Origin of the sequence: Vibrio kanaloae (genome assembly GCF_024347535.1) — a bacterium.
GTDB classification, from domain to species: domain Bacteria; phylum Pseudomonadota; class Gammaproteobacteria; order Enterobacterales; family Vibrionaceae; genus Vibrio; species Vibrio kanaloae.
The window spans coordinates 376,405-396,289 of record NZ_AP025497.1; the positions used below are offsets into that span (position 1 = coordinate 376,405).

General features: G+C 44.5%; 25 protein-coding genes. 9 read left to right on the forward strand and 16 right to left on the reverse strand.

Annotation, left to right across the window (positions count from 1 at the left end; translation table 11 throughout):
- Positions 1-89: 89 nt before the first annotated feature.
- A complete protein-coding gene (pmbA, locus tag OCV24_RS01785; protein ID WP_017055333.1) occupies positions 90-1,433 on the forward strand; it encodes a metalloprotease PmbA in 1,344 nt (447 codons plus the stop codon).
- A gap of 77 nt (positions 1,434-1,510) precedes the next feature.
- On the opposite strand, the gene mgtE is transcribed toward pmbA, so the two are convergent.
- The 12 genes from mgtE to OCV24_RS01845 all read right to left on the reverse strand — a co-directional run bounded on the left by mgtE (position 1,511) and on the right by OCV24_RS01845 (position 10,783).
- Entirely contained in the window at positions 1,511-2,866 is a 1,356-nt protein-coding gene (gene mgtE, locus OCV24_RS01790; protein WP_017055332.1) for a magnesium transporter, read from the reverse strand.
- Positions 2,867-3,015: 149 nt separating this feature from the next.
- Positions 3,016-3,291, reverse strand: a complete 276-nt coding sequence (locus OCV24_RS01795) for an HPr family phosphocarrier protein (RefSeq protein ID WP_017055331.1) — start codon at positions 3,289-3,291, stop codon at positions 3,016-3,018.
- A gap of 2 nt (positions 3,292-3,293) precedes the next feature.
- Entirely contained in the window at positions 3,294-4,163 is an 870-nt protein-coding gene (rapZ, locus tag OCV24_RS01800) for an RNase adapter RapZ (protein ID WP_046224446.1), read from the reverse strand.
- Positions 4,164-4,167: 4 nt separating this feature from the next.
- On the reverse strand, positions 4,168-4,626 hold the full coding sequence (gene ptsN / locus OCV24_RS01805; protein WP_046224445.1) for a PTS IIA-like nitrogen regulatory protein PtsN: 459 nt from the start codon (positions 4,624-4,626) through the stop codon (positions 4,168-4,170).
- Position 4,627: 1 nt separating this feature from the next.
- A complete protein-coding gene (hpf, locus tag OCV24_RS01810; RefSeq protein WP_017055328.1) occupies positions 4,628-4,915 on the reverse strand; it encodes a ribosome hibernation promoting factor in 288 nt (95 codons plus the stop codon).
- A gap of 61 nt (positions 4,916-4,976) precedes the next feature.
- Positions 4,977-6,437 (reverse strand): RNA polymerase factor sigma-54, encoded by a 1,461-nt coding sequence (locus OCV24_RS01815; RefSeq protein ID WP_102506530.1) that lies wholly within the window; start codon positions 6,435-6,437, stop codon positions 4,977-4,979.
- 54 nt (positions 6,438-6,491) lie between these two features.
- Positions 6,492-7,217: an LPS export ABC transporter ATP-binding protein gene (gene lptB / locus OCV24_RS01820; RefSeq protein ID WP_102506529.1), complete on the reverse strand. Its 726-nt coding sequence runs from the start codon at positions 7,215-7,217 to the stop codon at positions 6,492-6,494.
- Between the two features lie 2 nt (positions 7,218-7,219).
- Positions 7,220-7,714 (reverse strand): lipopolysaccharide transport periplasmic protein LptA, encoded by a 495-nt coding sequence (lptA, locus tag OCV24_RS01825; RefSeq protein WP_017055326.1) that lies wholly within the window; start codon positions 7,712-7,714, stop codon positions 7,220-7,222.
- On the reverse strand, positions 7,695-8,258 hold the full coding sequence (gene lptC / locus OCV24_RS01830) for an LPS export ABC transporter periplasmic protein LptC (RefSeq protein ID WP_077680907.1): 564 nt from the start codon (positions 8,256-8,258) through the stop codon (positions 7,695-7,697). The genes lptA and lptC overlap by 20 nt, the downstream gene beginning before the upstream one ends.
- Entirely contained in the window at positions 8,255-8,812 is a 558-nt protein-coding gene (gene kdsC / locus OCV24_RS01835) for a 3-deoxy-manno-octulosonate-8-phosphatase KdsC (RefSeq protein ID WP_102506528.1), read from the reverse strand. The genes lptC and kdsC overlap by 4 nt, the downstream gene beginning before the upstream one ends.
- Positions 8,812-9,783 (reverse strand): arabinose-5-phosphate isomerase KdsD, encoded by a 972-nt coding sequence (gene kdsD / locus OCV24_RS01840; protein WP_102506527.1) that lies wholly within the window; start codon positions 9,781-9,783, stop codon positions 8,812-8,814. Before kdsD ends, kdsC begins: the two co-directional genes overlap by 1 nt.
- Before the next feature lie 34 nt (positions 9,784-9,817).
- The gene (locus tag OCV24_RS01845; RefSeq protein ID WP_017055322.1) at positions 9,818-10,783 is read right to left on the reverse strand and encodes a calcium/sodium antiporter; all 966 of its coding nucleotides are present in this window, start codon (positions 10,781-10,783) and stop codon (positions 9,818-9,820) included.
- Positions 10,784-11,048: 265 nt separating this feature from the next.
- On the opposite strand from OCV24_RS01845, the gene mlaF reads away from it, so the two are divergent.
- From mlaF to OCV24_RS01885, 8 genes are all read left to right on the forward strand, one after another.
- Positions 11,049-11,843 carry a phospholipid ABC transporter ATP-binding protein MlaF gene (gene mlaF / locus OCV24_RS01850; protein WP_017055320.1) on the forward strand — a complete coding sequence of 265 codons (795 nt, stop codon included), beginning with the start codon at positions 11,049-11,051 and terminating at the stop codon, positions 11,841-11,843.
- 1 nt (position 11,844) lies between these two features.
- Positions 11,845-12,624, forward strand: coding sequence for a lipid asymmetry maintenance ABC transporter permease subunit MlaE (gene mlaE, locus OCV24_RS01855; protein ID WP_017055319.1), 780 nt, complete (start codon positions 11,845-11,847; stop codon positions 12,622-12,624).
- 2 nt (positions 12,625-12,626) lie between these two features.
- Positions 12,627-13,118, forward strand: coding sequence for an outer membrane lipid asymmetry maintenance protein MlaD (gene mlaD / locus OCV24_RS01860; RefSeq protein WP_017055318.1), 492 nt, complete (start codon positions 12,627-12,629; stop codon positions 13,116-13,118).
- A 76-nt stretch (positions 13,119-13,194) separates the two neighbouring features.
- Positions 13,195-13,818, forward strand: a complete 624-nt coding sequence (locus OCV24_RS01865) for an MlaC/ttg2D family ABC transporter substrate-binding protein (protein WP_133154058.1) — start codon at positions 13,195-13,197, stop codon at positions 13,816-13,818.
- Positions 13,818-14,126, forward strand: coding sequence for an STAS domain-containing protein (locus OCV24_RS01870; protein ID WP_017055316.1), 309 nt, complete (start codon positions 13,818-13,820; stop codon positions 14,124-14,126). Before OCV24_RS01865 ends, OCV24_RS01870 begins: the two co-directional genes overlap by 1 nt.
- Positions 14,127-14,139: 13 nt before the next feature.
- Positions 14,140-14,394, forward strand: coding sequence for a BolA family iron metabolism protein IbaG (ibaG, locus tag OCV24_RS01875; protein ID WP_017055315.1), 255 nt, complete (start codon positions 14,140-14,142; stop codon positions 14,392-14,394).
- An 8-nt stretch (positions 14,395-14,402) separates the two neighbouring features.
- Positions 14,403-15,668: a UDP-N-acetylglucosamine 1-carboxyvinyltransferase gene (gene murA, locus OCV24_RS01880; RefSeq protein WP_017055314.1), complete on the forward strand. Its 1,266-nt coding sequence runs from the start codon at positions 14,403-14,405 to the stop codon at positions 15,666-15,668.
- Between the two features lie 150 nt (positions 15,669-15,818).
- Positions 15,819-16,544, forward strand: a complete 726-nt coding sequence (locus tag OCV24_RS01885; RefSeq protein ID WP_017055313.1) for a 1-acylglycerol-3-phosphate O-acyltransferase — start codon at positions 15,819-15,821, stop codon at positions 16,542-16,544.
- A gap of 126 nt (positions 16,545-16,670) precedes the next feature.
- Here the strand turns inward: OCV24_RS01885 and OCV24_RS01890 are convergent, their stop codons facing one another.
- The 4 genes from OCV24_RS01890 to OCV24_RS01905 form a co-directional block, all read right to left on the reverse strand.
- Positions 16,671-17,060 carry a RidA family protein gene (locus OCV24_RS01890; protein WP_004735319.1) on the reverse strand — a complete coding sequence of 130 codons (390 nt, stop codon included), beginning with the start codon at positions 17,058-17,060 and terminating at the stop codon, positions 16,671-16,673.
- Between the two features lie 135 nt (positions 17,061-17,195).
- Positions 17,196-17,657: an aspartate carbamoyltransferase regulatory subunit gene (gene pyrI / locus OCV24_RS01895; RefSeq protein ID WP_017055312.1), complete on the reverse strand. Its 462-nt coding sequence runs from the start codon at positions 17,655-17,657 to the stop codon at positions 17,196-17,198.
- Between the two features lie 12 nt (positions 17,658-17,669).
- Positions 17,670-18,599, reverse strand: a complete 930-nt coding sequence (gene pyrB / locus OCV24_RS01900) for an aspartate carbamoyltransferase (protein WP_017055311.1) — start codon at positions 18,597-18,599, stop codon at positions 17,670-17,672.
- 266 nt (positions 18,600-18,865) lie between these two features.
- Positions 18,866-19,870, reverse strand: coding sequence for an ornithine carbamoyltransferase (locus tag OCV24_RS01905; RefSeq protein ID WP_150878814.1), 1,005 nt, complete (start codon positions 19,868-19,870; stop codon positions 18,866-18,868).
- Positions 19,871-19,885: the final 15 nt, after the last annotated feature.

Below are 19,885 nucleotides of genomic sequence, written 5' to 3' on the forward strand. Positions count from 1 at the left end.
AATATATTGCCTATTTTAGCAAGAATCTTGGGGAGAAAGCGAAATTCTTGTTATCCTACGTAATATTGACCTACAAAATTAGAATAGATATGGATGTAAAACAGCAAGTCGCTCAGCAAAGAGTTGAGCTAGAAGCCGCAGTAGCAAAAGCATTGGACATGGCCTCTGTGAGTGCCGACGCCGCTGAAGTTGCTATTACTAAGTCAACGGGTTTAAGTGTTTCAACACGTATGTGTGAAGTGGAAAACGTTGAATTTAATAGTGATGGTGCGCTAGGTATTACTGTTTACCGTGGCCAGAAAAAAGGCAGCGCATCTACATCCGATCTAAGTGAAAAGGCGATTGCTCAAACGGTAGCGGCTGCGCTTGATATCGCTCAGTACACGTCTGAAGACCCATTTTCAGGTCCTGCGGCAAAAGAGTACATGGTAAAAGACATTCCAGACTTGGATCTTTTCCACCCTGATGAACCTAACCCAGACTATGCCGCTGAGATTGCGATTGCTGCTGAGAAGCAAGCGCTAGCTTATAGTGACAAGATCAAACAAAGTGATGGCGCGAGCTACGACAGCCATTACGGCGTTAAAGTGTACGGTAACAGCCATGGCTTACTAGCGAGCTACGCTTCAAGCCGCCATAGCACGAGTTGCTGTGTGATTGGACAAGGCACTAACGGTGAAATGGAACGCGACTACAGCTATACCGTTGCTCGTCACCGTGACGAGCTGTGGACGCCTGAGCGTGTAGGTCAAGAGGCTGCTGAAAAGACTATCAGCCGTTTGGATGCGAAAAAGCTATCAACAGGCCAATACCCAATTATGTTCGCTAACGATGTTGCCACAGGTCTAATTGGTCACCTTGTGATGGCGATCAGTGGCGGCAACCTTTACCGTAAGTCGTCGTTCTTACTGGATCATCTAGGTCAGAAAATTTTGCCAGATTGGTTCAATATCTCTGAACGTCCACATATCTTACGAGGTTTGGCTTCAAGCCCGTTCGACAGTGAAGGTGTATACACTCAAGATCGTGAAATCATCACTGATGGTGTGTTAGCAACTTACCTACTAACGAGCTATGCCGCGCGTAAGATGGATATGACACCAACCGGCCATGCTGGTGGTATTCATAACTGGTTCGTTAAATCGACCGGTCAAAACTTTGAGCAGATGCTGAAAGAATTGGGCACAGGTTTCCTTGTTACTGAAGTAATGGGACAAGGCGTAAACACAGTGACAGGTGATTACTCTCGTGGTGCTGCAGGTTTCTGGGTTGAGAACGGAGAGATCCAATACCCAGTATCGGAAGTGACGATTGCAGGTAATCTAAAAGACATGTTTAATCAGATCGTGGCAGTCGGTAACGATGTTGAAACGCGTTCACAGATTCAAACGGGTTCTATCTTGCTTGAGTCGATGAAAGTCGCAGGCGAGTAATTTAATTAACGCTATTGGATGAATTAAAAAAGGGAGCCGATGGCTCCCTTTTTGTATTTACCGAGTAGGTAATCAAGCTAGATCAGTATGGTCGCTAAGCCTAAGAATACCGATAGGCCAATAACATCCGTTACTGTGGTGAGTGCCATACCACCTGCCAATGCAGGATCGATGTTCATTTTCTTCAACATTACCGGGATGGTTACACCGGCAATACCAGCGACAAGTAAGTTGGTCATCATCGCAGCGGAGATGATGCCACCCAGTATCCAGTTACCCTTCCAGGCTACTACGATACCACCAATGATAACGGCCCATAGAATGCCGTTTAGGAAGCCGATAGCCGCTTCTTTAAGTAGCAATTCACGCTTGTTACTATCACCAATATGACCGAGCGCTAAACCACGAATCACCAGAGCAACGGTTTGGTTACCGGCAACCCCGCCCATTGAAGGCACGATAGTCATCAGTACGGCAATTGCGGCCATTTGGTCGAGCGTTGCTTCAAACATGTTCGATACTGAAGCCGCTGCCAGTGCTGCAAGTACGTTGGCCCCAAGCCAGACGCTACGACGACGAGCGGATTTTACGACCGGTGCGAAGGTATCTTCGTCATCGTCCATACCCGCCATACTCATCATTGAGTGTTCAGCATCTTCACGGATGACATCAACCACGTCATCGATGGTGATACGACCCACAAGGTGCTGGTTACTATCGACTACAGGGGCAGAAACCCAGTTACGACGTTCAAACAGGCTCGCAATATCGGAAGCGCTGGTTTCAACGGCGATAGCTTCGTCTGCATCTTCCATCACCTCAGAGACTGCAACATCCGGTTGTGTTGTGATCAGGGTCGTTAATGATAAGTTACCAATCAAACGCTCTTCTTCATCGATGACATATAAAGTATCGGTAGCGTCCGGAAGTTCACCACGCATACGTAGATAACGCAAAACAACATCAACATCGACGTCACCACGAATCGTGATCACGTCGGTATTCATTAACGCACCCGCAGAATTTTCTGGGTATGATAGTGCTGTCTCAACCAAAGCACGGTCAACGGAGTCCATTTGAGAAAGGACTTCGCGAGAAACATCGTCGGGTAGGCTTCGAAGTACGTACGCGACGTCATCGGTCTCCATGCCTTCGGTTGCTTCTGCCAACGTTTCTGGTGCCATTTTTGACACAAGAGCATCTTTGACGTCTTCGTTTAATTCATCAAGAATTTCACCGAAGTCTTCAGGATCGGTGAGTTGCCAGAGTACATCACGACTTTTGCGAGGGGAGGCTTCTAAAAGGTGTGCAATATCTTCAGGCTCCATGTCCTGAAGTTGTCGGCGTACGTGAACAAATCGCCCATTTTCTAGGGCTTCGCTGACTTCTTGGAGGGTTTGGTGAGCTTGGTCAAATTCTAATTGCTCTGCCATATGTTCCTCCTATCTCATTATTCTAACAATACTTAGAATAGTAACTTAATTCTAGGGCTTATTTAAATCATTAACTTAGGTAGAACTAATATTTAATATTGGTTGGCTATTTATTTAAGTCTTAGGCGTTGTGAGTAACGCCTTTTCTCTTATTCGCCCTCATCAAACTTATCTTCAATGAGATGACAGACGGCATCAAGCGCCTGCTGTGAGTCGCTGCCTATGGCTTGAATTGTGATGTGTTGCCCTTGTGCTGATTCCAGCATCAATAGCCCCATAACGCTGTCTGCCGTCGCGATCTTATCGTCTTCGCTATGGATAGTAATGGTGGCATCAAAGCTTTGTGCAAGTTCAACCAACTTTACGGCTGCTCTAGCGTGAAGACCCAAACGGTTTTGGATCAGTACAGTTCGAGTTAATTCCATGGTTAGCCCTGTTGGTGCTTCTCTAAGGAGGCGTGTCTGATTTGTACTTGATGGCCAAGTTGTTCGAAGTACTCACCAATTTTCTGAGTTAGATAAACCGAGCGGTGCTTACCGCCAGTACAACCAATCGCAACTGTTAGGTAGCTACGATTATTCTTCTCTAACATTGGTAACCACTGCTCAACAAAGCCTTGGATCTGTTGCTTGAGTTCAATAACTTCGGGGTGTTTTTCTAGAAAAGAATGAATCGGAGCATCAAGACCGGTTAATGGTCGTAGGTCTGGCTCCCAGTGAGGGTTTGGCAAGAAGCGAACATCAAACACATAGTCAGCGTCACTTGGTAAGCCAAACTTAAAACCGAACGATTGAAAGACAATAATCAGCTCTTGCTTCTCTTTGCCTTCCACTTTAAAGCGAACCTTTTCACTCAATTCGTAAAGGTTGCATTCACTGCTGTCAATTACAATGCTGGCTTGCTCTGCAAGGGGAGCCAAGAGTGTTTTCTCTAAATCGATAGCTTGCTCAAGTGATAGCTTTTCTTGACCAATAGATAGAGGGTGAATTCTACGTGTTTCGCTATAGCGTTTAAGCAGTGTTTGCTTACTCGCATCTAGGAACAAAACGTTCACGTCAATATCAGTGGCAGATTTTAGTTGTTCTAGTGTATCTGTGACTAATTGAGGCTCTTTCGGTAGGTTACGAATATCAATACTAACGGCAACGTTTTGATTGATCTCACTGACGGATTTGACGAAGTCGTTGAGTAGATTTACTGGTAGGTTATCGACACAGTAATACCCCAAGTCTTCGAGGACTCGTAGCGCAACACTTTTACCGGCCCCCGATTGGCCACTTACAACGATGAGTCGCATATTATTACTCGCCAGGTGGTACTTGAATCATGATGTCATAAAGCTCTTGATCGCTTTGAGCATTACGCAATTGTTTAAGAGTCTGCTTGTCGTTAAGGCGCTCTGCCATGCAAGAAAGGGTTTTTAGGTGTTCCTTACACTGTTCGCTAGGGACAAGAAGAGCAAATAATAGGTCGACAGGGCGGTTGTCAATAGCGTCAAATTCGATTGGAGCTTGGCATTGCAGCAGCACTGCGATCGCTTTATCACTGACACTCATACGAGCATGAGGAATAGCGATACCATTACCAATACCAGTACTGCCCATTTTTTCACGGCTCAACATGCACTCAAACAGTTCTGTTGAATCTTGACCGCAGCTTTCTGCTGCAATCTGGCTGATGAGTTCAAGGGCTCTTTTTTTGCTCGTGCATTGGACAGCACTTTTAGTGCAGTCCAATGAAAGTACTTCGCTTAATTGCATGTTAGTGGCTACTTAGCTTTTCTTTGTGCTTGTTGAGTTGACGGACTAGTTTATCAACTAATGAATCAATCGCAGCATACATATTTTCATCTGTTGCTGTTGCATGGATTTCTCCTTGATTAACATGAAGAGTCGCTTCTGCTATTTGATCAACTTTCTCAACTCGTAATACAACCTGGACGCTATTGATATGATCAAAAAAACGCTCAAGTTTGTCTAATTTAGTGTGAACATAGTCTTGCATTGAATCGGTAAGATCAACGTGATGGCCTTGAATATTGATTTGCATAGACTTTCCTTTTCAGTTGGTTGCCTGGCTATAACTAAATTAAATAGTTAGTTAAATTATTTTACAGCAGGCGTTTACGCTGACTTGATGGGGCAATACCCAGAGACTCACGGTATTTCGCTATGGTACGTCGAGCTACCTGAATTCCTTGATCAGCCAGCAAAGCAGCAATTTTACTATCACTGAGAGGTTTCGCGGTATTTTCCGCCGCGACTAGCTTCTTAATGAGCGCACGAATTGCTGTAGATGAACACTCACCACCATTGTCGGTGCTAACATGGCTCGAGAAAAAGTATTTGAGCTCAAAGATGCCGCGTGGTGTATGCATGAACTTTTGAGTCGTCACACGGGATATTGTGGATTCATGCATCTCAACAGCTAACGCAACATCGTTTAGGACCATTGGCTTCATTGACTCTTCGCCATGTTCGAAGAAATCGCGCTGATGTTCAACAATGCATCTCGCAACTTTGAGTAACGTCTCATTTCGGCTTTCTAGGCTTTTAATTAGCCACTTTGCTTCTTGCAAATTCGATCGAATGTACTGATTGTCGGCGCTGTTTCCTTTACTACCAAGAGCTGCATATTGCTGATTTACCTTAAGCTTAGGCACGCTATCAGGGTTTATGGTGACTATCCATTTACCGAGCTCTTTGAAAACTGAAACATCAGGAACCACATATTCAGTTTCATCCGGTGTAATTTTGCTGCCAGGGCGAGGGTCCAACTGTTGAATGAGTTGCATAACCTCACGCAGTTCTGCTTCCTTCAACTTGGTTTCTTTTATTACAAGTTTATAGTCACGATTACCTAGTTGATCGATATGGCTAGTAAGTACTAACTTAGCTTCATTAAGCCAAGGGGTATCTTGAGGGAAGGTCGCGAGTTGCAGTAACAAGCAATCTTGCAGGTTCACGGAACCAACGCCTAATGGGTCAAATTGCTGAATTCGTTTGCGAACGGCTTCGATCTCATCAAGCTCGATCTCTTCGTTATCAAAGTTTTCAAGGATATCTTCACAAGAAACAGTGAGGTAGCCATAATCATCAATGGCATCGATCAGCGCGAAGGCGATACTTCGGTCAGTGTCAGTGAAGGGGGTTAGGCCGAGTTGCCAAAGTAGATAGTCGTGCAAGCTTTGTGTGGTTTCGCCTTGATAAACGGGCATGTCGTCATCAATAGCAATACCAGTATTACCCGTGTTTGCGCTGTAGACATCTTCCCAAGTTGTGTCGATTTCGAGTTCGTTGCCAATCTCTGATTTTTCGATTAAATCTGAGCTATCAGGTAAGTCTTGCTCTGTGGCTTCAACTGTTTCTTTCTCGTCACTGCTAGGTTTTTCTTCCGGTGTCGGCGTATCTTCATTGCCTTCTTCGACATCGAGTAGTGGGTTAGATTCAAGTGCTTCTTGGATCTCTTGTTGCAAATCTAAAGTAGACAATTGCAACAAACGAATCGCTTGCTGCAATTGAGGGGTCATTGCTAACTGTTGGCCTAGCTTAAGTTGTAATGAGGGTTTCATTCAGTGTGACTTACCTAGTTATTATTCTTAGAATTCTCGATACTCTCTATCTAATCATAGACGGAATTGTTCGCCTAGATAAACTTGTTTAACTTGCTCGTTATTGAGAACATCTTCAGGAGTACCTTCAGCAATCAGGTGTCCTTGGCTTACGATGTAAGCTTTTTCACACACGTCTAATGTTTCACGAACGTTGTGGTCCGTAATCAAAACGCCCAAGCCGCGATCGCGCAGGTGAACAATGATTTTTTTGATATCGATTACTGAGATCGGGTCAACGCCAGCGAACGGTTCATCCAATAGAATGAACTGCGGGTTTGCTGCTAGTGCGCGAGCAATCTCAACACGACGACGCTCACCACCTGACAGAGCCATACCATTGCTGGTGCGGATATGTTGGATGTGGAACTCTTCTAGCAGGTCTTCCAGTTTATCTTGGCGTTGTTCGTTGGTCATCTCATCACGGGTTTGTAAAACCGCCATGATGTTGTTCTCTACAGACAACTTGCGGAAAATCGACGCTTCTTGAGGTAGGTATCCGATACCAAGGCGAGATCGACTGTGCATTGGTAAGATACTGATGTCTCGGTCATCAATGTTGATGGTGCCTTCATCACGCGCAACCAGACCAACTATCATATAGAAAGACGTGGTTTTACCTGCACCGTTCGGTCCAAGCAGGCCGACGATCTGGCCTGACTCTACCTGCAAGCTTACGTCGGTTACCACCTTACGTTTACTGTAGGTTTTCGCTAGGTTTTTTGCTTTTAAGACAGCCATCGTTACTTATTCACTTCCGTTGGTTGTAAAACCGTTGACACACGTTTGTTCTCACCACTGTCAGCGACTAATTTCTGAGAGCCGATCTGGTAAGTGATCTTAGAACCACGAATGATGCTGCCATCTTGAGATAGCATTGCATTCTTGGTCATGATCAGTCGGTCAGCAACAAGCTGGTAATGTAAATCGTCAGCTTCACCGTAGAGTGTCTTCCCGTCGTCAGTAAGCTGAGAGAAGGTTGCTGGCTTACCGAAGCCTTGAATCTCTTCAATCTCACCATTTACTGCGTTACGAGTAACGATGATCTTATCGGCATTGATATTGATGCTACCTTGCTTAAGGTTCACATCACCAAGGAACGTCACTTGGTTACTTTTCATATCCAATTGCTGGCTGTCTGAGTCAATGTAGACAGGCTGCTCGCTATCCGAAGACAGGGCATAGACATTAGGCGCCGCAAGGGTCAAAGCGAATAAACTAAGGTGTAAGAGTTTCATATCTACCTTGAACAGAATTAAAGAGGGTTGCATTGTTGGTACCGAAGTTACCCTTCATTGCTTGCCCCTCAGTTTCAAAAAATGTACCGATCATATGGACCGGAGTCTCTGAATAAAAATCTCGGCTAGGCAGCTCAACCACCATTTTGTCTGTGGTCATTGTATCGAAGCTGGCTTCTGGCAACAGGTTCTTTGCCACGACGTTGTCATAAAAAGTGACAACTTGATTCTCATCCATAATCGCGCGATCGGCGGTAACTTGCCATTCAATCGTGTGCCCTTCACGGAATACCGAAAGAACTGGATTTTGAAAGTGCGTGTCGCCCACCACTGAGTAGTGCTCTAAATAGGTCGATTCAACCTGATAGCTACGAATACCTGATTGGTCATAGCTAATGTTGTTTAGACTTTTGCCACTAAACGCGGGCAACTCCAAATTTGGAGCTACTTGTATCGTCGATGTTTGCTCTTTGTCGTACAGGTAATAGGTCGACCAAGAAGCAATAAATATGAGTATTAAATAGATAATACGAGTAAAACTCATATGCTTAAACCTTTATGCACGTCGAGTTCATTTCTTGCTTGTAAAATAAGGTCGCAGACTTCACGTACTGCGCCATGCCCGCCTTTAATAGTTGTCACGTAGTTTGCGCGCTTTGCAAGTAGCGGGTGACCATCTGCCACACAGGCCTTCAAGCCGACTTTTTCCATTACAGGCCAGTCAATCAGATCGTCTCCGATGTAACCTGTATTTTTAGGAATTACAGAAAGCTTATCGCAAATATCTTGGTATGCCTTAACTTTATCGTCTTGACCTTGATAAATCAGCTTAATGCCTAGGGCGGTCATACGATTCTCAACAATTTGAGATTTGCGACCAGTGATGATCGCGATTTCAATGCCAGCGTTCATCAGTGATTTTATGCCGTAACCGTCACGAGTGTGGAAGGTTTTCAGCTCTTCACCGTTGTTGCCCATGTAGATGCGGCCATCAGAAAATACGCCGTCTACATCGCAAATTAGCAGCTTGATCTCTTTTGCGATTGCAAATACATCTGAGTTAACAGTACCGTATAGAGTTTCGACTGTCTGTGTCATTACATTACTCCTGCTTTCAGTAAGTCATGCATGTTTAAGGCTCCAACTAATTTACCTTCTTGGCACAACATCAGGCCATTGATGCTTTTAGCTTGCATCAAGTTTAACCCCTCTACCGCAAGCATGTTTGGTTCTGCTACCGTTGGGTTAAGTGTCATCACATCGCCGATTTGAGTGTTATGGATATCAACGCGTTTGTCTAAGATACGGCGTAAATCACCGTCGGTAAAAATACCGGCCATTTGGCCATCTTCACCAACGATTGCTGTCATGCCTAAGCCTTTCTGAGATATCTCTAACAGAGCATCTCGAACTAGTGCATCAGGTGCTACAACAGGAAGTGCGTCACCTGTGTGCATGATGTCGTCCAGTTTTAACAGCAGTTGACGACCTAAAGCGCCACCAGGGTGAGACAGTGCAAAATCTTGAGCGGTGAATCCTCGAGCCTGCAAAAGTGCAACGGCTAACGCATCACCCATTACCAAAGTCGCCGTGGTACTGGTGGTTGGTGCTAAGCCCAGTGGGCACGCTTCTTCCGGTACTGAAATTTGTAAATGAATATCGGACAAGGTCGCCATGTTCGATGCTGGCTTACCTGTCATGCTGATGATCTTGATGTTCAGACGCTTCAATACAGGGAATAGGCTGAGGATTTCTCCCGATTCACCTGAGTTGGATATTGCAATCACAATATCGCCAGGTTCGATCATACCCAAGTCGCCATGCGCTGCTTCACCTGGGTGTACAAAGAAAGCTGATGTCCCGGTACTTGCTAATGTGGCTGCGATTTTGTTGCCAATGTGACCTGATTTCCCCATGCCCATCACAACGACTTTGCCTTTGTTGTTCAGGATAAGGTCGCAAGCCTTGCAAAAATCATCATTAAAATATTGGTCTAATTGGGTGAGACCTGCAACTTCGGTGTCCAAAACTTGTTTTGCAACACTGCGGTAATCAAATTGCTGAGACATCAAATACTCCAAGTACGAGAAGTTAAATTAACAATTAAGCCGACATATTCATTAGTAGGTAACTTTGATAGGCCACGAACGTCACGATTAACACACCGCCTTCAATACGATTCACGCTACGAGACTTCCCTAGTGCCATGACTACAAGCAATAGCGAGACGCCTAGCATTACCCAGAAGTCACGCCCCATAGCGAACTCGCTCAAGATTGAAGGGTTTAGGATGCCCGGGATCCCCATTACCGCAAGGATGTTGAATACGTTTGAACCGATGAGGTTACCAACGGCCATATCATCTTCACCTTTCATCACACCAGCAAGCGACGCTGCAAGTTCAGGTAAACTAGTACCAACGGCAATGATGGTTAAACCAATCACTAGATCACTCATGCCGAAATATTTCGCGATGATCACCGCGTTATCAACCAGCATGTCGGCGGCCAAAGGCAGAATGATCAAACCAATCACGACCCACATCGCGGCTTTAGGATTACTTACACCTTGAGGAATCTCGGATTCTTGTTCATCCAGGAAGGCATCGCCGTTTTTCTTCTCACTGCGGCTGATTTGCAGCATGGCAAACAAGAACGCGGCAAAAAGTACAAACAGTAATACGCCTTCATAGAAACCTAAATGGTTATCCCAGAGGAGTGCGCCTGCTAATAAAGTGACACCAATCATTAATGGTAGTTCACGGCGAATGACGCCAGAGCTAATCGATAACGGCTTGATAAGCGCAGTAATACCTAAAATCAGGGCGATGTTTGCGATATTTGAGCCGATAACGTTACCTACGGCTGTATCTGTTTTGCCGTCAAGGGCTGCTGTCGCAGAAACCATCATTTCAGGAGCTGAAGAACCCATTGCTAAGATCGTCATACCGATAACTAGTGGTGAGATACCGAAGTTGCGAGCAAGAGCCGCGGCGCCGTAGACCAGCTTATCTGCGCTCCACACCAAAAAACCTAGACCGATAATAAGAAACGCAATCGCTTCAAGCATGATGATTCCTAAAAAATTAATAAAAAACGAAGAATTAACCGCTAATTTTGACCTGTTGCTAGATAAAAGGGAAGTCACTCGGCAAATTAATTACTAGTTAGTCGGTAAGAAAAAGAGCTGAATAGATAATTTTCTAATGCTTTCAAATCCCTGCATAGATTCATGTTTAATATGAATTAATTGAACAGTGCTTTTAATTCTAAAGTAGACTCATTATTATTGCAGCCATAATTGGCGTTTTTTAAAGCAAGGAAACAACAAAAATATGTTGAACACTGAGCTTGTGAAAGTTAAGAACCTTAGCTTCTCTCGAGGAGAGCGACTTATCTTTGATGATATTAGCTTGGAGGTGCCTCGAGGAAAGATTACTGCGATCATGGGACCATCTGGGATTGGAAAAACGACCTTGCTGCGTTTGATTGGTGGCCAATTGCCGCCAGATGAAGGTGAAGTCTGGTTTGATGGGGATAATATCCCTGCATTATCACGCCGAAAGCTATATCAGGCCCGTAAAAAAATGAGCATGCTTTTTCAGTCTGGTGCACTTTTTACGGATCTCAATGTTTTTGATAATGTGGCTTTTCCATTAAGGGAACATACCGAACTCAATGAGAAGTTTATTCGTACCATCGTATTGCTTAAGCTTGAAGCAGTAGGGTTACGAGGGGCTGCACAATTAATGCCGAGTGAGTTGTCTGGCGGTATGGCGAGACGAGCGGCGTTGGCTCGTGCAATTGCGTTGGATCCGGAACTTATTATGTATGATGAGCCTTTTGTTGGCCAAGACCCTATCACCATGGGCGTGTTGGTCGAACTCATCCATAATCTTAACCAAGCCTTGGGTTTAACCTCTGTCATTGTATCGCATGATGTTCCTGAAGTGATGAGCATTGCCGATTGGGTTTATCTGATGGCTGATGGGAAAATCATTGCAGCGGGTTCACCTGAAGATCTGTACAGCAACAGCGATCCACGAGTGCAACAATTTTTGCAAGGCGAGTCGGATGGCCCTGTGCCATTTAGATTCCCAGCAAAGAGCCTAGAAGAGGATTTGTTTTAATATGATTGTTAAAACTATTGCGGGTGTCGGTAAGCGAACACTTGCGATCTGTGAGTCATTTGGTCGAGCAAGTCTAATGCTGTTTGGGGCTTTGTTTGGCATTCCGAGACTAAAAAACTTCCCTTTATTAGTTAAGCAACTTTATAGCGTTGGTGTTCAGTCATTAGCTATCATTTTAGTTTCGGGGTTGTTTATTGGCATGGTACTTAGCCTGCAGGGCTATGTCGTGTTAATTGATTACGGCGCTGAGGGCAACCTTGGTCAAATGGTTGCGCTTTCATTGTTGCGTGAGCTTGGCCCTGTGGTGACGGCACTACTGTTTGCAGGTCGCGCAGGTTCGGCGTTAACGGCTGAGATTGGCCTAATGAAGGCTACGGAGCAGATCTCAAGCCTTGAGATGATGGCTGTCGATCCTATCAAACGCATTATTGCGCCGCGTCTTTGGGCGGGGCTTATCTCAATGCCCCTGCTCGCTATGATCTTCATGGCGATCGGGATTTGGGGTGCTCAGTTGGTTGGTGTTGATTGGAAAGGCATTGATCACGGCAGTTTCTGGTCTGCGATGCAGTCTTCAGTTGAATTTGGCCGAGATATAGGTAACAGCATGATCAAATGTATGGTCTTCGCGATCACCGTAACTTGGATCGCACTTTTCAATGGTTATGATGCAGTACCGACCTCTGAAGGTATTAGTCAGGCTACCACACGCACTGTAGTGCACTCTTCTCTAGCGGTATTAGGGCTAGATTTTGTTCTTACCGCATTGATGTTTGGGAATTAATCATGCAACAAACTCGAAAATTAGAATTATGGGTCGGCACCTTTGTTATTGCCGGAATTTGCGCAATCTTAATCATGATCTTTCAAGTCGCTGACGTAAAAGGCATAGGTTCGAATCATACTTATAACCTGAAAGCGACATTTGACAATATTGGTAGCCTAAAGGTTCGCTCTCCGGTGAAAGTGGGTGGCGTGGTTGTTGGCCGAGTGCAAAGTATTCAACTTGATACTGAAAGCTATCTCCCTATGGTTGAATTATCTATTGATGCGAAGTACTCACAATTTCCAGATACCTCGAGTGCTCAAATCTTAACGTCTGGCTTAATCGGTGAGCAGTACATTAGTCTGGTTCCAGGATTTGTTTTTGACGACGAAGAGATGTTGGTTGATGGTGATTCCATCGAAGACACTAAGTCTGCGTTAGTGTTAGAAGACTTGATTGGCCAAGTGCTGTATAGCGTTGGTGGCTCTGATGAAAACGAAGCTGAGGAGTAGTCTCATGTTAAAAAACAGTATTCTGTTGAAGGTCTATAACATGCTTAAAGCGACTACCATCTTGAAAAGATGGTTTATGACAATGGTTACTTTGCTGATATCGACTCAGGTTTTGGCGGCCGAACCTATCGACCGCACCCAGCCTTACCAAATGATGAAACAGGTCGCTGAAGTTGCCTTTGCTCGCTTAAAGAGTGAACAAAAAAATATCCAACAAGATCCTGAATTATTGAAGGTCATTGTGGAAGAAGAGTTAATGCCCTATGTGAATGCTCAATATGCGGCGCTTAAACTACTCGGGCCTAATTTGAAAGGTGCGGATAGAAAAGATGTGTTTGTATTTATCGATTCATTCCGTAAATATCTCGTTTCTTCTTATGCTCAGGTGCTAACCCAATACACAGATCAAACGATTGAATTTGGTCCAGAACCCAAAATCAAAGCGGATAGCCGTATTACAAGTATCAAAGTCGATATTATTGATACACCACGACCAAATATTAAGCTTGAATTTAAGCTACGCAAAGACAAGAAATCGGGCGAGTGGAAGGCATTTGATATGGTTGCTGAAGGTATTAGCCTACTATCCAGTAAGCAGTCAGAGTGGAATACTAAGATTCGTCAAGAAGGTATATTACAGGTGGCTGCTGAATTAGATAAATTGGCTGCACAACCGATTCGTTTTGAGAGTAGCAAATAATGAATCACTCTCAATGGCAAACGCTAAGTTCTAGAGAGTATCAGCTTCATGGCGATTTGGACCGTGACAGTGTTCCTGCAATCTGGCGTATATTGGAAAAGTGGCAAACGACGGAATCGAGCGTTGAAATTGACCTTAGCCATATAAATCGAGTCGATTCAGCAGGAATGGTGATGCTAATTCACTTATTAGAGCATGCAAAAAATCAAAACTGTCATATAATGCTCAGTTTCGTGCCAGAACAATTACGAACGTTGTTCCAATTGAGCAATATCCAGCCAATGATGGCAGAACACACAAAAAATTAGGCAGGAGCTATTTGTGGACAGCACAAAAGTACAAGAATTATTAGCAGAAGCACTGAACCTTCAGGAGATTTTCGTGAAGGGTGAAGGCAGTCATTACGAAGTTGTTGCGGTTGATTCATGTTTTGATGGCATGAATCGAGTTAAGAAGCAGCAGCTAATCTACGGCCCATTAATGGAATACATTCAACGCAATGACATCCATGCTCTTTCTATTAAGGCTTTCACGCCGGAAGAGTGGGAACGTGATAAGAAACTGATGTCACTTTAAGGTTTATGATGGAAAAGTTTCGAGTTATTGGATCGGACAAGCCGTTAAGCGGTGAAGTGACGATCTCAGGCGCAAAAAATGCAGCGCTACCTATCTTATTTGCTTCAATTCTTGCTGAAGAGCCAGTAGAAGTAAGTAACGTTCCTCACCTACGTGACATCGATACTACGATGGAACTGCTAAAGCGTTTAGGCGCAAAAGTATCACGCAACGGTAGTGTTCATGTTGATGGTAGCGAAATCAATGAGTTTTGTGCGCCTTATGATTTGGTAAAAACAATGCGTGCTTCTATCTGGGCTTTAGGTCCGCTAGTGGCCCGTTTTGGTGAAGGGCAAGTGTCACTTCCTGGCGGTTGTGCGATTGGTGCTCGGCCTGTTGATCTGCATATCCATGGCCTAGAACAACTAGGTGCGACCATTACATTGGAAGATGGTTATGTGAAAGCAAGTGTTGATGGCCGTTTGAAAGGCGCGCACATCGTGATGGATAAAGTAAGCGTTGGCGCTACGATTACTATCATGTGTGCAGCAACACTAGCGGAAGGGAAAACAGTATTAGACAACTCTGCGCGTGAGCCTGAGATCGTTGATACTGCTGACTTCCTAAACAAACTGGGTGCTAAGATTTCTGGCGCCGGTACAGACACGATTACTATCGAAGGCGTTGAACGTCTTGGTGGTGGTCAACACTCTGTGGTTGCTGACCGTATTGAAACGGGTACCTTCCTTGTTGCTGCGGCAGTGTCTGGCGGTAAAGTGGTTTGTCGCAATACCAACGCTCATCTTCTTGAAGCTGCCTTAGCGAAGCTTGAAGAAGCGGGTGCGAAGGTCGAAACGGGCGAAGACTGGATCAGCCTTGATATGACAGGTCGTGAGCTGAAAGCGGTGAAAATCGTAACAGCACCTCACCCTGGCTTCCCAACCGACATGCAAGCACAGTTTACTCTGCTTAACATGATGGCGAAGGGCAGTGGTGTTATCACTGAGACTATCTTTGAAAACCGCTTTATGCACATTCCTGAGTTACAGCGAATGGGCGCAAAAGCGGAAATCGAAGGCAACACGGCTATCTGTGGTGAAACAGAGAAATTGAGCGGCGCTCAAGTCATGGCTACGGACCTTCGTGCATCAGCGAGCCTTGTTATTGCTGGTTGTATTGCTCAAGGTGAAACCATCGTTGACCGTATTTATCACATCGATCGTGGCTACGATAAGATTGAAGATAAACTGTCAGCTTTAGGTGCTAACATCACACGATTTCATGAGCCTAACTAACTTAGGTTAGTGTCTTCATGAGTAAATAAGATAAAAACACAAAAGTCGGAACCTTGGTTTCGGCTTTTTTATAGTTGTATTTACCGTAAATGACTCTGTTACTATTCTCTGTTAGCAGATAAATAAATGTTACGGTTGGTGAGGAACAAAATGATAGCAATCTTACGTATTTTCGCTTTAGCGATATTTGCGATTCTTATGTTTGTATTTGGGTGTGGCTACTGTTTATTAAGCCCCCGTAACCCGAAACACGTATTTACTTTTGGCCGTTACTTTGGACGTATGTCAAGAGTCTTTGGTATGAAGCTGGAGCTGCGTATCCCGGAAGATGCATACTCTCGCGGGCAGCATGTTTATGTGGCCAACCACCAAAACAGCTGGGACCTATTCACGATTTCATCCGCGGTAACGCCTAAAGTTGTGACAGTGGGTAAGAAAAGCCTAGCATGGATGCCTCTATTTGGTCAGCTTTACTGGTTGACGGGTAACATTTTGATCGACCGTGCGAACCGCAGCAAAGCTGTGGGTACGATTGATCAAGTGGTTAATAGCCTAAAAGGCAGCGATGTGTCTGTATGGATGTTTCCTGAAGGAACTCGTTCTCGTGGCCGCGGCCTGTTGCCGTTTAAGACGGGTGCTTTCCATGCTGCGATTGGTGCTGGCTTGCCTATTATTCCTATCGTGTGTAGCTCAACGGGTGACGTGAAGCTGAACCGCTGGAATAATGGTCACGTGATTGTTGAGATGTTGCCACCTATCAGCACTGAAGGCTACAGCAAGTCGAATGTTCGTGAACTGGCTAACCTAGCTCGTGAGCAGATGGCTGCTAAGCTTGAAGAGTTAGACAAAGAAGTGGTTGAGCTTAATAAGAAGTAATTTAAGCTAAGCGAAACGATGAACAATAAAAAAGGTTGCCAATAGGGCAACCTTTTTTGTCTCTGATAAACGTTCAGCTTTATGCCAACTTGTTTACTAGAAACCGTTTATTCTAGATATTAAGATCTATTTGCGAACTGCAATCGCCTCGATCTCGATACCTACATCTTTTGGTAGACGCGCTACTTCAACACATGAACGTGCTGGGTAGTTTGCAACGCCGTGTTCATCAAAGAATTTACCGTAAACTTCGTTTACAGTACCGAAGTCGTTTAGATCTTTAACGAATACCGTTAGTTTTACGATGTCTTTTACAGTCAGGCCTGAAGCTTCAACTACGGCTTGAACGTTATCTAGAGATTGGCGAGCTTGTTCTGCGATATCTGCAGATACTTCACCAGTTGCTGGGTTTACTGGGATTTGACCAGAAGTCAGTACCATGTTGCCAAGGTCAACACCTTGTACGTATGGGCCGATTGCAGCTGGAGCAGATTCTGTGTGAAGTACTTTAGTCATTAGTTATTCCATCAATTATTAGATAAAAATTGATTTTCAGTGTGCCTTCAAACTTAGGATAGGTAAAGAGTAAAATACCCCGCACAGACGAGGTATTGAGTAGTTTTTGCGTTCGATCGGTGTTGCCGTATCGTGTTACCTTTCTGTCACGATTTCGCGAGAGAAAACTTTTTCACAGTACTTACACCTTAATCGAATATCTTCATTTTTTTCAAAGATCTTAAAGCTGCTTTCAACGGGCTCGTTGTGAGTGATGCAGTTGGTGTTTGGACACTCAAACACGTCGTTGATTTGCTCAGGAAGTTCTAATGGCAGCTTTTTAACGACTGCGTAATCTTCGATTTGGTTAACGGTTGCGTGAGGCGCGTAAAGTGCCAACTTGCTCGCTTGTTCTTCCGTAATAAACACATTTTCAATTTTGAGCAGGTCTTTTCCACCGAGCGCAGAAGATGGCAGGTTTAGGCCAATCGTTACTCGCTGGTTTGAGTTATGCATGTCGAACAGTTTTAGCACCTTGATCCCGATGTTGGCTGGGATATGGTCGATAACCGTTCCATTTTTGATTGCTTCAACTTTTAATTGAGTCTCTTTAGACATGATATCTCTCCTCTACAGTGTTTCGTTAAGAACAAGGGCTAGCAGTGCTTCACGTGCGTAAACACCGTTCTCTGCTTGCTGGAAGTAGTACGCGTAAGGTGTTTTATCGACATCGACAGTAATTTCATCAACACGAGGAAGAGGGTGAAGAACCTTTAGGTTATCACGTGCATTTTCCAGCATCGAAGCGGTCAGGATGTACGCTGATTTGATGTGCGCATATTCCGATTCATCAAAACGTTCTTTTTGAACTCGAGTCATGTAAAGAACATCAAGTTCAGGAATGACATCTTCCATGTCTGTCAGCAGTTGGTACTTGATGCCTGCTTCATCAAGCTCTTCACAAATGTAGTCAGGCATCGCCAGTGCTTCTGGAGCAACGAAGTAGAAACAGATGTTGTCGAATTTAGCTAGGGCTTGAGTTAAAGAGTGAACCGTACGGCCGTACTTAAGGTCACCAACGAATGCAACGTTCAGGTTGTCGAGGCGGCCTTGAGTTTCGGCGATAGAGAACAGGTCTAATAGCGTTTGTGTCGGGTGTTGATTTGCACCGTCACCTGCGTTAATAACAGGCACACCGTTAGAGAACTCAGAAGCTAGACGCGCTGCGCCTTCTTGAGGGTGGCGCATTACGTAAGCATCAACGTATGAAGAGATAACCTGTACTGAGTCTGCTAGCGTTTCGCCTTTCTTCGCCAGTGAAGTGTTACCACCACTGTCGAAACCAATCACATCACCGCCGATGCGTTGAATAGCCGTTTCAAAAGAGAGACGAGTTCGCGTTGAAGGTTCGAAGAAGCAGCTTGCAACAACTTTGTTCTTGATGAGTTCTGGGTTTGGTTCAGCCTTTAGCCGACCTGCCGTTTGAACAATTAATTCTAGCTCTTCACGAGAAAGCTCTGGAATTGAGATGATGTGCTTTTGATAGAGCGAATTCGCCATGATCTTCTTCCTCATAATAATGTATTAGCCATAAAAAAGCCCCCCATAATGGGAGGCTTTAAAAAAGTGCTGAAAAGCAGAATAGACGACCTGTTAAACATCTTAGCTTGCGATCAATATTAGGTGTTTTCACAATTTTATTATGTGTTTTCACAATATTAGTTGGCGTCATTTTCACTACTCTCAGACAAATTGCCGAGAATTATACGCTTTCAAATTGTGAGCGCAAGCGATTACATCAAGCTTTTGTTTACTTTCATTCTTCGTTATTGACCTAAGGTTGCCACCATTACCGCCTTGATGGTGTGCATGCGATTCTCTGCTTCATCAAACACAATAGAGTAATCAGATTCAAACACTTCGTCTGTTACTTCCAAACCGTTCATTCCATACTTATCTGCGACTTGTTGGCCGATCACGGTTTCATTGTTGTGGAAAGCTGGCAGGCAATGCATGAACTTCACTTGAGGGTTACCTGTGAGCTTTATGACATCCATATTTACTTGGTAAGGCGTCATTACAGCCACGCGTTCGTCCCAGGCTTCTGGTGCTTCACCCATCGAAACCCAAACATCGGTGTATAGGAAATCACAGCCTTTCACACCTTCAGTTACGTCTTCAGTTAGTGTGATTGTTGCACCAGAGCTTTGTGCAATGGCTTGGCACTTTTCGACAAGTTGTTCTTCTGGCCAAAATGCTTTTGGCGCTACAAGGCGGATATCCATGCCCATTTTAGCTGCACCCACTAATAGAGAGTTCCCCATGTTATTACGTGCATCACCAAGATAAGCAAAGCTGATTTGGTGCAGATGTTTACCACGACCATGCTCAAGCATTGTGAGGAAGTCAGCCAAGATCTGGGTTGGATGAAATTCATCGGTTAGACCATTCCAAACCGGCACACCAGCGTATGCGCCAAGATCTTCGACAATGCTTTGGCCAAAACCACGATATTCAATACCATCGTACATACGACCTAATACACGAGCCGTATCTTTCATTGATTCTTTCTGACCAATCTGAGAACCAGAAGGACCCAAATAAGAGACTTGAGCACCTTGATCAAAGGCGGCGACTTCAAAAGCACATCGAGTTCGAGTTGATGCTTTTTCAAAGATCAAAGCGATGTTTTTACCGTTAAGCTTTTTTTGCTCTTTACCTGCATACTTAGCTTTTTTTAGGTCAGCAGACAGATCGAGTAAAAACTGAATCTCTTTAGGAGTAAAGTCGAGAAGTTTTAGAAAGTTACGATTGCGAAGATTAAAGGCCATCTCTCGCTCCTTGGG

Coding starts and splice junctions, on each gene's coding strand:
- pmbA (WP_017055333.1), top strand. CDS start 90: ATGGATGTAAAACAGCAAGTCGCTCAGCAAAGAGTTGAGCTAGAAGCC.
- mgtE (WP_017055332.1), bottom strand. CDS start 2,866: ATGGCAGAGCAATTAGAATTTGACCAAGCTCACCAAACCCTCCAAGAA.
- OCV24_RS01795 (WP_017055331.1), bottom strand. CDS start 3,291: ATGGAATTAACTCGAACTGTACTGATCCAAAACCGTTTGGGTCTTCAC.
- rapZ (WP_046224446.1), bottom strand. CDS start 4,163: ATGCGACTCATCGTTGTAAGTGGCCAATCGGGGGCCGGTAAAAGTGTT.
- ptsN (WP_046224445.1), bottom strand. CDS start 4,626: ATGCAATTAAGCGAAGTACTTTCATTGGACTGCACTAAAAGTGCTGTC.
- hpf (WP_017055328.1), bottom strand. CDS start 4,915: ATGCAAATCAATATTCAAGGCCATCACGTTGATCTTACCGATTCAATG.
- OCV24_RS01815 (WP_102506530.1), bottom strand. CDS start 6,437: ATGAAACCCTCATTACAACTTAAGCTAGGCCAACAGTTAGCAATGACC.
- lptB (WP_102506529.1), bottom strand. CDS start 7,217: ATGGCTGTCTTAAAAGCAAAAAACCTAGCGAAAACCTACAGTAAACGT.
- lptA (WP_017055326.1), bottom strand. CDS start 7,714: ATGAAACTCTTACACCTTAGTTTATTCGCTTTGACCCTTGCGGCGCCT.
- lptC (WP_077680907.1), bottom strand. CDS start 8,258: ATGAGTTTTACTCGTATTATCTATTTAATACTCATATTTATTGCTTCT.
- kdsC (WP_102506528.1), bottom strand. CDS start 8,812: ATGACACAGACAGTCGAAACTCTATACGGTACTGTTAACTCAGATGTA.
- kdsD (WP_102506527.1), bottom strand. CDS start 9,783: ATGTCTCAGCAATTTGATTACCGCAGTGTTGCAAAACAAGTTTTGGAC.
- OCV24_RS01845 (WP_017055322.1), bottom strand. CDS start 10,783: ATGCTTGAAGCGATTGCGTTTCTTATTATCGGTCTAGGTTTTTTGGTG.
- mlaF (WP_017055320.1), top strand. CDS start 11,049: ATGTTGAACACTGAGCTTGTGAAAGTTAAGAACCTTAGCTTCTCTCGA.
- mlaE (WP_017055319.1), top strand. CDS start 11,845: ATGATTGTTAAAACTATTGCGGGTGTCGGTAAGCGAACACTTGCGATC.
- mlaD (WP_017055318.1), top strand. CDS start 12,627: ATGCAACAAACTCGAAAATTAGAATTATGGGTCGGCACCTTTGTTATT.
- OCV24_RS01865 (WP_133154058.1), top strand. CDS start 13,195: ATGACAATGGTTACTTTGCTGATATCGACTCAGGTTTTGGCGGCCGAA.
- OCV24_RS01870 (WP_017055316.1), top strand. CDS start 13,818: ATGAATCACTCTCAATGGCAAACGCTAAGTTCTAGAGAGTATCAGCTT.
- murA (WP_017055314.1), top strand. CDS start 14,403: ATGGAAAAGTTTCGAGTTATTGGATCGGACAAGCCGTTAAGCGGTGAA.
- OCV24_RS01885 (WP_017055313.1), top strand. CDS start 15,819: ATGATAGCAATCTTACGTATTTTCGCTTTAGCGATATTTGCGATTCTT.
- OCV24_RS01890 (WP_004735319.1), bottom strand. CDS start 17,060: ATGACTAAAGTACTTCACACAGAATCTGCTCCAGCTGCAATCGGCCCA.
- pyrI (WP_017055312.1), bottom strand. CDS start 17,657: ATGTCTAAAGAGACTCAATTAAAAGTTGAAGCAATCAAAAATGGAACG.
- pyrB (WP_017055311.1), bottom strand. CDS start 18,599: ATGGCGAATTCGCTCTATCAAAAGCACATCATCTCAATTCCAGAGCTT.
- OCV24_RS01905 (WP_150878814.1), bottom strand. CDS start 19,870: ATGGCCTTTAATCTTCGCAATCGTAACTTTCTAAAACTTCTCGACTTT.